Source organism: Micromonospora sp. NPDC007230 (assembly GCF_042869115.1).
GTDB lineage: Bacteria > Actinomycetota > Actinomycetes > Mycobacteriales > Micromonosporaceae > Micromonospora.
The window spans coordinates 53,091-65,536 of sequence record NZ_JBIAFE010000021.1 but is presented as its reverse complement, the minus strand read 5'-3'; the positions used below and the strand labels follow the sequence as shown (position 1 = coordinate 65,536).

Below are 12,446 nucleotides of genomic sequence, written 5' to 3'. Positions count from 1 at the left end.
GCTGACAGGCTGGGGCAATGACGACGACCAATTCCCGGGTCTCCTCGTACCACTGGTTGCGGCCGGTGGCGGTGACCGCGCCGCTGCTGCTGCTCAGCTACGGCATCCTGCGCCTGATCGACGGCCTGGACGGGCACCGCGACAAGTCAGCATGGCAGTGGATGACCGGGCACACCCTGTTCCTGCTGGGCATCGTCGCATTCGGGGCGGTGATCGTCGGGCTGCACGGGCGACTGCGTACCGCCTCGTCCCGGCTGCGGACGGTGGACGACGTGGCCGCGCTGGCCGGCCTGATCGGTGCAGCCGGCTTCGTGTGGGTGATCCTCGGCGACCTGTTCCCGCGCTTCGCCGACGCGGTGGCCACACCGGAGGTGGTGCTGCTCGGCGGGCCGGCGCTGTTCGAGCTGGGCCTGCTGGTGCTGCTGGTCCGGGCCGCCGTGCTGCGGCTGCTGCCGGCCTCGGGACCGGTGCTGGTGCTGGCAGGCTTCGTCGCGATCGCGGTGAACCTGGACCTGCTGCCGGTCGGTGCCGCGCTGGTCTTCGGTGGGCTGTTGCCGCTCGGGAAGCCCGCCGTCTGGTCCGGGCGGAGTGGTCAGGCGTAGACCGGGCGGGTGCCGTCGTGGCCCGAGCACGGCAGCGGCGGTACGGTCCGGAAATGGAGCAACGCGTCAACATCATCACCCTCGGCGTGGCCGACCTGGCCCGGGCCCGCACGTTCTACGAACGGCTCGGCTGGCGCGGCCAGGAGGTGCAGGAGACCGTCTTCTTCCAGGCCGGCGGGCTGGTGGTGGTGCTCTGGGGGCGCGACAAGCTGGCCGAGGACGCGGGGCTGACCGACCGGGGCGCGGACGGCTTCGGCGGGCTGGGCCTGGCGCAGAACGTGCGCAGCCGCGCGGAGGTCGACGAGATCCTGCACCAGGCAGCCGAGGCGGGGGCGACGGTCACCCGCCCGGCCCGGGAGACGTTCTACGGCGGGTACGCGGGCTACTTCACCGACCCGGACGGTCACCCGTGGGAGATCGCCTGGAACCCGGGGTTCCCACTCGGCCCGGACGGCTCGCTGACCGTGCCCGACTTCGGCTGAGCGGTCAACTCCAGACAGTCCGACGGAAGCCCAGATGGCCGGCGCACGCGTTCCGCTGCCCGCCGGACAGGCTGACCGTGCCGTCGCGGCACTGCACCAGCCAGCCGGTTCCGGACCAGAAACGGGGGACACAGTCGAACCAGTCGCAGACGCCGCGGGCTGGCTTGCGGATCCGGGAGCCGCCGCAGAAGTCGTACCCGAAGGGGTTGACCGGGGCGCCGCAGCGCCGCTCGGCCGGCTTCGGCACCCGCGACGGTGTCGGCGTGGGCTTGGTGCGGGTGTGGCGGGGTTCCGGCGCGGCGGTGGGCGCGATCCGCACCGCTGGTGCGATCACCGGGGGCATGGGTGTGGGTGTCGGAGTAGCCGCCGAGGTGGCCACGGAGGCCATCTCCGTGCCGGCACGTCCCGGCGGGTTGGACCTGAACACCATCGCCGGCACGATCAGGGCGACGGCCACCCCGACCGCGACAACGCGCGGGCCGACCAGCGCGGCGATTCGGGCCTGGCCGGGCGTGGCGATGGCAGCCCGGACCGGCCGGGCCGCGGCATGTTCTCCGATCAGTTCGTCGAGTTGGGCGACGACGGCGGCCCGCTGCTCGATCGCGTCGGCGAAGGCCAGGGTCAGCTTGAACCGGAAGTCGGGCACCGCGCCGGTGGGCAGCATCACGCCGGAGGTGCGCCGCCGGTCCAGGACCTGGATCAGCGTCACCGGCGCGCCCGGGTCGTGGGACAGCCCCGTCATCCTCCCGTACGCCCAGTCGCGCCGGCCGCGCCCGCCGAGCAGCACCAGCCGTCGGTTGGTCAGCACGGCGAGCCCGGCGTCGACGGCCCGGACCCCCTCGGGGCGGCGGCGGCGCAGCTCGGGCGGGTCCGGCTCGACGGTCAGCTCGGGGGCCGGCAGCACGGCGGTGTGCCGTACCTCGACCAGTTGCGCGGCCGGCAGCGTCCAGAAGACCACCTCACCGGGGGCCAGCTCCATGGGCAGACCGTTGCCCGCGTCGGCGGAGCCGTGGAAGGACGCGGCGAGGCTACGCAGCCGGCGCAGCTCCTCGTCGCGCCGTCGCCACGCCTCGTCGGCCGCGTGAAAGAGCCGCAGCCGCCGTTCGTTCTGCCGATGCGCCCACCGGTACCGCCACGTGGAACCCGTCGAATTAGTCATCGCCACGCCGACTCCTCCGCCGCGCGAGCCCACCGGGTGTCACTCCTGTCAACTGCCGCAGAGGGGCATCAAGACACGCGCAAGTTGCAAATCCAGCCGATCGGGTGATTGACCAGCACGTTAGGCCGACGCTCGACCGTCGGCTCCCCCCACGATCTCGGCTGCCCCGCTTCGCCCTACGAGGGGATCGCACCGTCGGTAACGTCAGCCGCAACGGGCCGTGAGGCGACGGCGAGGAGGTGGACCGGGTGGGCGAACCGACCGTCGTGGTTGCCGTGGACATCGGCACCACCAGCACCAAGGCGGTCGCCTACGACACCGGCGGACGGCAAGTCGTCGCCCACTCCCACGGCTACCCCCTCAACGAGCCGCACCCCGGCTACGCCGAGCAGGACCCACAGGTGATCTTCGACGCGGTGGTGCAGTCGATCCGGGCCGTGGTCGCCGAACTGCCCGGACCGGTCGCCGGGCTGTCCTTCAGCAGCGCGATGCACAGCCTGATCGGCCTGGACCCCGACGGCACCCCGCTCACCCCGTCGATCACCTGGGCCGACTCCCGGGCCAGCAGCCAGGCCGAACGGCTGCGCGCCCTACCGTCCGGCCTGACCATCCACCGGCGCACCGGCACACCGATCCACCCGATGGCACCGCTACCGAAGCTGGTCTGGTTCGCCGAGCAGGAACCAAAACTGTTCGAACAGGTCGCGCACTGGGTCGGCATCAAGGACTTCGTGCTGCGGTGGCTGGCCGAGGCACTGGTCACCGACCACTCGGTCGCCTCCGCCACCGGCCTGATGGACATCCACCAGCTGGCCTGGGACGCCGAAGCGCTCGGCATCGCCGGCATCACCGAGGAGCAGCTCCCCCAACTCGTACCGACCACCCACGTGCTGCCCGGACTGACCGCCGAGGCGGCCGCCGCCACCGGCCTGCCCGCCGACACCCCGATCGTGGTGGGCGCCGGCGACGGACCACTGGCCAACCTGGGCCTCGGCGCGGTCCACCCCGGCGAGGTGGCCTGCTCCATCGGCACCAGCGGCGCCATGCGCGTGATGGTCGAACGCCCCGGCGTCGACCCCCTCGGCGGCGTCTTCTGCTACGCCCTCACCGAGAACCGCTGGGTGGTCGGCGGCGCCATCAACAACGGCGGCATCGTCCTGCAGTGGGCTGGCGAAGCACTCGCCCCCGAACTCGGCGAACACGCCGAGGAAAAACTGCTGGAACTGGCCACCCAGGCACCGGTCGGCTCCGGCGGGCTGATCATGCTGCCGTACCTGCTCAGCGAACGCGCACCGCACTGGAGCGCGGTACCCCGCGGCGCCTACGTCGGGCTCACCCACGGCCACCGGCGCGAACACCTCGTCCGAGCCGCGCTGGAAGGGGTCTGCCAGCAACTCGCCCTGGTCCTCACCTCGGTCCGAGCCGCCGGCAACGAGGTACGCGAGGTCCGCGCCAGCGGCGGCTTCGCCCGCAGCCCACTGTGGCGGCAGATCCTCGCCGACGCCCTCGGCATGCCGGTGCGCTTCCCCGCCGGCCACCAGGGATCCAGCTTCGGCGCCGCGCTGCTCGGCATGCAGGCACTCGGCCTGATCGAATCGATCGACGTCGCCGCCGACCTGGTCGAAATCCACGAAACCGTACGCCCCGATCCGGCCGCCGCCGCCACCTACGCCACCCTGCTGCCGCTCTTCTCCGAGCTGTACGACGCGCTGGTGCCGACCTTCTCGTCGCTGCGGCGCCTGGCCCCGAGTCTGCCACCGGAACCACCACCCGCCGCACTTCCAAGCTGAGCCGGGGCACGGACGACTACCGAAGGCCGTGAAAGCCGTGGTCGCACTGCTCGCCGCGCTGGCACCACTCACGAACGCCGGATCCTGGCGGCGCTGGGGGTCACGGGTGGCCTCCTTGAGCCACGAGCTGTCGCAAAAAGGCAAGTTCGCGTCGCACCGACGAGACGTAGTCGGCGACCCAGTCACCTCCCGCGCCGCACTCCACTGTCAATGCCATCAGCAGCCAGACCCGCCGTGCCGTGAGTGCCCGACTCAGGGCGCCTCGACCCCCGAGATGCGGAACTTGTGCACCTCGGCGCCCCGGATCGCCGCCACCTGCTCCTCGACCGGGCCGGACCCCCGGAAGGCGAGCAACTGCTCGTCGGACTCCCACCGCTCGTAGACGTTGATCCGGCCCGGCTCGACGAGGTCGGCGCTGACCGCGAAGTCGATGCAGCCGGGCGCCGAGCGGGCCGCCTGGACGGCCGCCACGCAGGAGGCCAGGTAGGCGTCCCGCTCGGCGGGATCGACGTAGAGGGTGCCGGCGACGATGATCAACAGGACCTCCCGCGGGTGAGCCGTCCGGCCCATCCTGGCACCCGGACCGGGTCAGGCCCGGTTGATCGCATTCGCGTGGATGGCCTCGTTCAGGTACGCGGCCATCCCGGGCCGGATCTTCTCGAAGTACGCGGTGAAGCGCGGGTCGCTGACGTACATGTCCGCCAGCCCGGTGTGGATCTCGTACGAGCAGTCGTAGAACCAGCGGGTGATGAGCTGCCGGTGTTCCTCGGCCAGCGCCATCGCCTCCGGGCTGTCGGCCGGGGCACCCGAGGCCATCAGCTCGGCGAGCCGCCGCCCCCAGTCCGCGTTCTCGGCCTTGTTCCGCAGCCAGTCCTCCTTGCCGTACCGGCCGACCCGCTCGCTCGACTGCCGGTACGCCTCCGTGCCGCCCCAGCGCCGCTCCGTCTCCTCGGCGTGCGCGTCCGGGTCGAAGTCCCCGAAGACCTCGAACCGCTCCTCCGGCGTCAGCTGGATGCTCAATGCTCTCGCCTCCATCGCGAGCTCGATCGCCGCGACCATCTCCCGCAGTTTCCCGATCCGCCCGCTGAGCAGTTCGTGCTGCCGGCGCAGGTGCGGCAGCGGGTCCCCACCCGGGTCGTCGAGGATCTCGGCGATCTCCTCCAACGGGAACCCCAGCTCCCGGTAGGCCCGGATGACCTGCAACCGCTCCAGGTCCACATCCGAGTAGCGGCGGTAGCCGGCCGGGGTACGCCCGCTCGGCGACAGCAGCCCGATCTCGTCGTAGTGGTGCAGCGTGCGGACCGTGACCCGGGCCGCCCGCGCCACCTGACCCACCGTGTAAGCCATGGTTCCCTCCCTTCCACAGCCAAGGCTCCCGCCTACCGTTACGTGAGGGTCAAGCCAGATTCTGCGTCCCACCTCACACCGAGCGTGCCGGAAAGCCGATCACCCCGGCCTCATCAGGAAGGCCGGGGGCGATCACGGCGGGGTCAGGCGGTGACGGGCTCCTTGGCCCGCTGCGGCGCGGCGAACGTCTCGCTGGCCGGGGTGCGGAACGCGTGCACCAGGCCCGCGATCGACAGCAGCAGGAGCAGCGCCGCACCCAGGTACATAGCCAGGGCACCCTGCGCGGCCTTGCGGCCGAACTCGCTGAACCCGTACGAGGTCAGCAGCATGCCGCGCAGGCTCTCGCCCTTGAAGACGGTCTCCCGCTGGGCGGTGACCTCGGCGAGCTGCTTCTGCAGGTCGGGCAGGTTGGCGGCGTTGGTCTGCTCGGCCTGGGCCACCTGCTGCCTCAGCGCGGCCTCCGGCTTGCCCAGGTCGGCGTACGTCTGGCCGCCGGAAATCGACTTGAGGTGCAGGCCGATGAACTCGTTGGCGTAGCACTCGGCCTGTTTGCCGGTGGTGAGCTGCTGGCCGGCGTACTCGCGCAGGCAGTCCGACTTCTTCTCCTCGTCGGTCAGCTGATCGGCCGGCTTGAAGCTGATGTGCTGCGCGGCGAGCTGGTCGTGCACGTAGGTGTTGGCGAAGTTGGCGTTTGTGGTCAGGACGATGCCCACGACGAGCAGCAGGACCGCGAGGCCCAGCCCGCCGATGCTGAACAGCAGATCCAAGGTCCGGCGCTTCATGACGGCTCCTGTGTGGCTGGTGACGAGTTTTCGATGTCCGTCTCATCGTCACCGCCGGCCCAGCCCGTGAAGCAGGGCCGAACCCCCTGTTCCACCCGGGACTTTCGACCCGCCTTGGCCGGGCCGGTCAGCGGGTGGCGTCGACCGGGGTGAGCATGGTGCGCAGCTCGGCCAGGGTGGTCGGCCGCCCGTACCGAAAGCCCTGGCCGTGCAGGCAGCCGATCGCGGTCACCGCCGCGTGCTGGGTGCCGGTCTCGATCCCCTCGGCCACCACGGCCAGGTCGAACGCGTCGGCCAGTCGGTTGACCATTTCGACGGTGGCGTACGCCCGGGTGTCCTCGGCGTCCAGTCGGGACACGAAGGACCGGTCGATCTTCAGCTCGGTGGCCGGGATCCGATGTAGGTAGCTGAGCGAGGAGTAGCCGGTGCCGAAGTCGTCGATGGCGATGCGGATGCCGAGGTCGCGGAGCTGGCGCAGCCGCTCCAACACGGTCTCGCTGCCGTCGATGAGCGCCGACTCGGTCAGTTCGAGGGTGAGCGCGCGGGGCGGCAGGCCGGCATCCGAGGTGGCGGCGGCGACCGTGGCGATCAGGTCGGGGCGGCGCAGGTGGGCGGCGGCGATGTTGACCGCCACGGTGACCTCGGGCGCTTCTTCCCGCCAGGTCGCGGCGGCCCGGCACGCCTGGTGGATCACCCACCGGTCGATCGCCAGGATCAGCCCGGTCTCCTCGGCCAGCGGCAGGAACTTCGCCGGTGGGAGCACCCCGAGCCGGGGGTGCCGCCAGCGGACCAGCGCCTCGGCGCTGCGGACCGTCCCGGTGGCCAGGTCGACGATCGGCTGGAACTCAATGAGCAGTTGCCCCTCGTCGACCGCGCGGCGCAGGTCGGCGATCAGCTCGGCCCGGGTCACCGCCGACTCGCGCAGCTGCGGCGTGCAGGTCCGGTACGCGGACTTGCCGGCCGCCTTCGCCGCGTACATGGCGATGTCGGCGTCGCGGAGCAGGTCGGTGTGGGAGGTGTGCTGCGGGCCGTACTCGGCGATGCCGATGCTGGCCGACGGGTGCACGCCGAGGTCCTCCTCGCCGGGCAGCGGCTCGAGGGCGGCGAGCAGCCGCTCGGCGAGCCGCTCGGGCGGCACCGGCCGGTCCCGGTCGACCAGCACCGCGAACTCGTCGCCGCCGAGCCGGGCGATCATCCCGTCGGCGCCGAGGGCGTCGCGCATCCGGTCCGCGATGGTGGTCAGCAGCCGGTCCCCGGCGGCGTGCCCGAAGCGGTCGTTGACCTGCTTGAACCCGTCCAGGTCGAGGAGCAGCACGGCGACCGGGCCGTCGTGGCGCAGGGCCCGGCGCAGCCGCCGGGTGAAGGTCAGCCGGTTGGGTAGGCCGGTGAGCTGGTCGGAGTACGCGAGCCGGCGCAGCCAGGCGACCAGCCGCAGATTTTCGTTGGCGGCCAGCCCCTGCCGCAGCGCCAGCACGCCGAGCAGCGCCATCATGGCGACGAAGATCAGGTGTGGGCTCTGCCCGGTGGGCCGCCGGGCGAGCACCACGGCGACGATCGCCCCGCCGACCGGCAGGTACGGCAGGGCGACCCGCCACCACGGGGGCAGCGGCGACTCGGTGCCGTCGTCGCCGTCGTCGCCGGCAGGCGGGGGGCACCGGGTGGCGGCGCCGATCAGCAGGTAGCTCAGCGGCCAGCAGAGGTCGATCACGTGGCCGGGGGTGTGGGTGCCGTGTGCGACGAGGTAGACGTAGACGGTGTCGGCGATGGCCCGGGCGGCGAGGCTGACGCCGATCAGCGTGTGCGCCCGCCACATCGGACGGGCCGGGCCGGCGACCGCCACCAGGATGGTGAGCTGCATCAGGTCGAACATCGGGTAGAGCAGCCCGAAGGTGCGCAGCGGGTCGGCCAGGTCGGCGGCGGCGATGTCGCGGAAGACCACCAGCCAGGCGATCGGGATGAGGGCCAGCCCGACGATCACCCCGTCGAGCAGGGTGCGGGCCTGCCCGACGAGGCTGCGTGGGGCGGCCAGCGAGCAGAGCAGCGCGGCGGTGCCGGTGACGATGCCGGCGGTGAAGAGCCCGCCGACGAGCGCGGTGTGCGGCAGGTCCTGCCCGGCGAGCCGTTCGACCGTCCACACGATCCGGCCGGTCGCGGCGAGGGTCATGGTGACGGCCAGCAGCGCCCAGAATCGTTGCAGCGGCTCGGGGTGTCGCCGGGCCACCCCGGCGCAGGCCACCGCCGCCCAGCTCGCCACCGCGATCGCGCCGAGGTCGCTGGCCAGGGCCGCGCCGGGCAGCCCGGCCACCAGCCAGAGGGCTTCGGTGAGTACGACGAACGCGGCCGCGACGAGCCCGACGCGGCCGGAGATCGAGGGACGGGCCACGCCCGGGGCGGCGAGGCTCACGTCCTGCTGGGGTACAACGGCATCGCTCCGGCTCTCTGTGTGCGCACCCTCGACGTTGAGGACCGGTTGCGGACGGCGAACGCCGCCAGCCTAACTACCGCTCGGTATCGCCGCCAGAGCCGATCGGCGTCGGTCAGCCGTGCTGGATCAGGTCGGTGACGGCGTGTCGTGGCGGCGGTAGAGGGCGACGAGGACCCCGTAGCGGGGCTGATCCGGGGCGGCTTCCTCGGTGTCGCCGACGAGGTCGTCCAGGGTGGCTCGGAGCCGTTGCGCCTGCTCGGGGGTGAGCCGCAGGTGGCGCAGGTGCAGCAGCGGGTCGGGGTCGCCGGCCAGTTCCTCGGCGACCGCGCCCAGCATGGCGGCGGTGGTCTCGGAGTCGACGGTCTCGCCGACGAGGCGGCGGTAGCTGCGTTCGTGGTACTGCTCGGTGCCGCCGCGTACCTGGCGGGTGTGGGCGGGCCGGACCATGCCCGCCTCGGTGAGGACCTTGAGGTGGTGGGCGACGGTGCCCTTCGCCGTGCCGAGCCCGGCGGCGAGTTGGCTGATGGTGGCGGGGCCGGGTCCGAGCGCGAAGAGCAGCCGGTGGCGGAACGGGTGGGCCAGCGCCTTGAACTGGGCCGGGGTGCGGACCCGCAGCGCGTCGGCAGTCTCGTCGGTCACCCGCAAAGCGTCCATTTCTCTTGACGCTTTGTCAATCCGGCTGCTCTACTGACGCTCACCACACCGGACGGGGGAACACACATGCGCCAGGACGAGATCACCGAGGTCGTCGAGCGGGCCGCGAAGCTGGTCACCGAGCACTACGTCCTGCCCGACGTCGCCGAACGGATCGCCACACACCTCGGCGACCGGCTCCGCGCCGGCGGGTACGCGGACGCGACCGCCCCGGCGGCCCTCGCCCCGCTGGTCACCGCGGACCTCCAGGCGGCCAACGGCGACTCGCACCTGCGGCTCAAGCACCACGCCGCGGCCCTGCCCGAGCGCGACGAGGACCCGGACGAGGGCTTCTGGGCCCGGGAGGCCGCCGCCACCATGGGCGGCATCGCCCGGGTGCAACGGCTGGCCGGCAACGTCGGCCTGCTGGACATCCGGCCGTGCCTGTTCCCGCCGCGGATCGCCGGCGACGCCATGACGGCCGCGCTGCGGCTGCTCGACAGCACCGACGCGCTCCTGCTCGACCTGCGCGGCAACCGGGGCGGCAGCCCCGACATGGTCGCCCTGATCTGCGGCTGGTTCTTCGCCGAGCCCACGCACCTGCACACCATGTACGACCGGGCCGGCAACGCCCACCAGTTCTGGAGCGCCGCCCACCTGCCGGTCCCGCCGTACGGGGCCGGCAAGCCAGTCCACCTGCTGACCTCCGCGAAGACGGTCTCCGGCGGCGAGGAACTGGCGTACGACCTGCAGCAGCTCGGCCGGGCGACCGTGGTCGGCGAGCGGACCGGGGGTGGCGCGCACCCCTGCGTCGGCCACCGGGTACACCCGCACCTGGAACTGACCGTGCCGGTGCTCCGGCCGGTCAACCCGGTGACGGGCACCAACTGGGAGGGCTGCGGGGTGATCCCGGACGTCGAGGTGTCCGCCGGGGCCGCGCAGGACGTGGCGTACCGCAGGGTGCTGGAGGCGCTGCTGGCCGCCGACCCGCAGCGGCCGACGGCGGACGAGGCGCGCGAGGCCCTGGCCACCCTCCCCTGATCCGGGCGTCAGGGACAGGGACGGGCGAGCACGTACAGCCTCCGGGTCTCCACCTCGTGCGGGTAGCTCGCCCGTTCCAGGCGCGCCTCGATCGTGAACCCGGCGTCCTGCAGGGCACCGAGCAGCGTCTCCGCGGTGAGGAAGTGGAAGTCGACGTCCACCCGGTGTCCCCACCACTCGTCCAGGTGCCGCACCTCGCTGCCCAGGTGCACCGCGACCAGCAGCGGCGCACCCGGCCGCAGCACCCGGCGGGCCTCGGCGAGGGCCGGCCGCAGCTCGTCGGGGGCGAGGTGGATGACCGAGTACAGGGCCACCGCCGCGCCGAACTCGGCGTCCGCGGCGGGCAGCCGCAGCAGGTCACCCTCGCGGAACTCCACTCCCGGGTACGCGCGGCGGGCCTGCGCCACCATGCCCGGCGACAGGTCGATGCCCACCGCCGGGACACCCCGCCCGGCCAGCCAGTGCGTCACGTGCCCCGGCCCGCAGCCGAGGTCCGCCACCGGCGCCCCGGGCCCGGCCAGCTCGACCAGGGCGGCCAGCAACGCCCGGTCGAGGGGTTTGCCCGCCAACTCGTCGGCCAGCCGCTGCCGGTACTCGGCGGCGACCGTGTCGTAGCTGCGCCGCACCCGGTCGTGATCGCCGCTCATCGCGCCATCCTGGAATTCAGGTCCATTCCTCCGCCGGGTCCCCGTCGCCGCTCTCGGGTGCCGGCCCGACGGTCGGCGGGCCGCCGTGGGTCCACGGGGTCTCCTCCGTGGCGGGGAAGTTCCCGGCCGGCAGGAACGCATCCGACAGGGTGGTGAGGCAGAGCCGCTCCCCCACCTCCGGCACGGTGCCCGGCGGCGCGGTCAGCCCGCGCCCCATCCCGCCGGACAGTTCCAGCACCACCTCGGTCTTTCCGTCCGCGCCGGGGGTCAGGAAGACCACCTTCGCCTTCTGGCCGGGCCGCGCCGGCGAGTAGAGGGTCGCCCCGACCGGCACCAGCACCGGCTCGGTGGTGACCACCTGGATGCGGGGGCGCAGCACCGGCCGCTTGCCGGTGTCGTCCACCCGCTTCGGGTCGGCCAGGGTCACGTCACCGACGAACGCCTCCCCGGTCAGCCGGTGCTCGGCCATCACGAGCGGGTCGTCGTAGGCACGCTGCACCGCATACGAGGTGAGGGCCCGCTCCAGCCGGTGCAGCCGCACCGCCGCGGCCACCGCCCCGTCCCGGCGCGGCTGCGGCCCGCCGCCGTCGTCGACGTACTCGGCGTACCCGGTGAAGGCGTCCTTGTCGCCGTCCCACCGGCTGGCCACCCGGGTGCCGGGCGGCAGCGCGCGCAGCAGCCCGACGCCGCGCCACATCAGCTCCCAGGTGGGCGTGAGCTGGTCGCGCAGCAGCCGCTCCAGCTCCGCGTACGCCGCCGACCGGGCGGCCGGGTCGCCGTCGGCCTCGGCGTACGCGGCCATCGCTGGGGCGAGCCGCCGGTTGTCGAAGTCCGGGTCGGTGGCCGGGCCGGCGGGCGGGCACACCTGGGGGTCCTCGGCCCGGGCGGCCGCCTCGGCGCCGGTCGAGCCGGGCGGCGGGTCGAGCCAGCCGAGCAGCGCCGGCAGGTGCAGGTCCTCCACCGCGCTCTGCCCGGTCGCCCAGTGCAGGGTCAACGCCTCGGTCATCGCCACCAACGCCGCCGAGCCGGGATGCTCGGCGCGCTCGGCGAAGAACGTCAGCCAGCGCCCGAGCAGCGGCACCGACGGATGCACCGGATAGTCGCCGTCCGGGCGGCGGAACCGGGTCGAGCGGCCGAACAGCCGTAGGAAGGTGATCCCGGCCGGGTTGGGCAGCAGCAACTGCGGCGCGTCGACGTACCGGTACCGCACGTCCTTGCCCCGATCGACCGGCACCGCCTCGCTGACCCCGCAGAACGAGTCCAGGTACGGCAGCATGATCCCGGCCAGCTCGGCGGCGAACGCGAACCGCTGGTCGCGGTTGCGGGGCTGCGGCACGACCAGCAGCCGCGCCTCGTCGTGGGCGGTGCCGACCATGGCGGCGAGTGGGGCGTTGGCCTCGCCCGCCATGGCGAGGGGCACCACCACGAGCGGGCGGTCCGACAGGTGCAGGTGCCGGACGGTGGCCACCGGCTGGGCCAGCCCGGCGGCGACGGCCTGCGCCTTGGCGAGGGCGCGCAGGGTGCTCACCGGGACCTCC

At 73.1% G+C, this 12,446-nt stretch carries 12 protein-coding genes; 4 read left to right on the top strand and 8 right to left on the bottom strand.

All coding sequences use genetic code 11. The features are described 5' to 3' along the window. The first annotated feature begins 17 nt into the window (after nucleotides 1-17). On the top strand, nucleotides 18-602 hold the full coding sequence (locus ACFYML_RS26150) for a hypothetical protein (protein ID WP_387423151.1): 585 nt from the start codon (nucleotides 18-20) through the stop codon (nucleotides 600-602). 53 nt (nucleotides 603-655) lie between these two features. Next, nucleotides 656-1,084, top strand: coding sequence for a VOC family protein (locus tag ACFYML_RS26145; RefSeq protein WP_387423150.1), 429 nt, complete (start codon nucleotides 656-658; stop codon nucleotides 1,082-1,084). Between the two features lie 4 nt (nucleotides 1,085-1,088). Here ACFYML_RS26145 and ACFYML_RS26140 read toward each other — a convergent pair whose 3' ends face one another. Further along, a complete protein-coding gene (locus ACFYML_RS26140) occupies nucleotides 1,089-2,249 on the bottom strand; it encodes a hypothetical protein (protein WP_387423149.1) in 1,161 nt (386 codons plus the stop codon). A 242-nt stretch (nucleotides 2,250-2,491) separates the two neighbouring features. Between ACFYML_RS26140 and ACFYML_RS26135 the strand changes: the two genes are divergently transcribed. Beyond that, nucleotides 2,492-4,033, top strand: a complete 1,542-nt coding sequence (locus ACFYML_RS26135) for a gluconokinase (RefSeq protein ID WP_387423147.1) — start codon at nucleotides 2,492-2,494, stop codon at nucleotides 4,031-4,033. Between the two features lie 252 nt (nucleotides 4,034-4,285). Here the strand turns inward: ACFYML_RS26135 and ACFYML_RS26130 are convergent, their stop codons facing one another. The 5 genes from ACFYML_RS26130 to ACFYML_RS26110 form a co-directional block, all read right to left on the bottom strand. Next, nucleotides 4,286-4,603 carry a putative quinol monooxygenase gene (locus tag ACFYML_RS26130; RefSeq protein ID WP_387423146.1) on the bottom strand — a complete coding sequence of 106 codons (318 nt, stop codon included), beginning with the start codon at nucleotides 4,601-4,603 and terminating at the stop codon, nucleotides 4,286-4,288. Between the two features lie 18 nt (nucleotides 4,604-4,621). Continuing rightward, nucleotides 4,622-5,380: a MerR family transcriptional regulator gene (locus ACFYML_RS26125; RefSeq protein WP_387423145.1), complete on the bottom strand. Its 759-nt coding sequence runs from the start codon at nucleotides 5,378-5,380 to the stop codon at nucleotides 4,622-4,624. Between the two features lie 143 nt (nucleotides 5,381-5,523). After that, nucleotides 5,524-6,162, bottom strand: a complete 639-nt coding sequence (locus ACFYML_RS26120) for a hypothetical protein (RefSeq protein WP_387423144.1) — start codon at nucleotides 6,160-6,162, stop codon at nucleotides 5,524-5,526. Nucleotides 6,163-6,289: 127 nt separating this feature from the next. Continuing rightward, nucleotides 6,290-8,566 (bottom strand): putative bifunctional diguanylate cyclase/phosphodiesterase, encoded by a 2,277-nt coding sequence (locus tag ACFYML_RS26115; RefSeq protein ID WP_387423143.1) that lies wholly within the window; start codon nucleotides 8,564-8,566, stop codon nucleotides 6,290-6,292. 147 nt (nucleotides 8,567-8,713) lie between these two features. Beyond that, on the bottom strand, nucleotides 8,714-9,226 hold the full coding sequence (locus tag ACFYML_RS26110; RefSeq protein ID WP_387423142.1) for an ArsR/SmtB family transcription factor: 513 nt from the start codon (nucleotides 9,224-9,226) through the stop codon (nucleotides 8,714-8,716). A gap of 81 nt (nucleotides 9,227-9,307) precedes the next feature. Here ACFYML_RS26110 and ACFYML_RS26105 point away from each other — a divergent pair, with 81 nt between their 5' ends. Continuing rightward, entirely contained in the window at nucleotides 9,308-10,261 is a 954-nt protein-coding gene (locus ACFYML_RS26105; protein ID WP_387423141.1) for a S41 family peptidase, read from the top strand. An 8-nt stretch (nucleotides 10,262-10,269) separates the two neighbouring features. On the opposite strand, the gene ACFYML_RS26100 is transcribed toward ACFYML_RS26105, so the two are convergent. Continuing rightward, nucleotides 10,270-10,908 (bottom strand): class I SAM-dependent methyltransferase, encoded by a 639-nt coding sequence (locus ACFYML_RS26100; RefSeq protein WP_387423140.1) that lies wholly within the window; start codon nucleotides 10,906-10,908, stop codon nucleotides 10,270-10,272. Nucleotides 10,909-10,924: 16 nt separating this feature from the next. Beyond that, complete coding sequence (locus ACFYML_RS26095; protein WP_387423139.1) at nucleotides 10,925-12,436, bottom strand: hypothetical protein; 1,512 nt, start codon at nucleotides 12,434-12,436, stop codon at nucleotides 10,925-10,927. Between the last annotated feature and the right edge of the window lie 10 nt (nucleotides 12,437-12,446).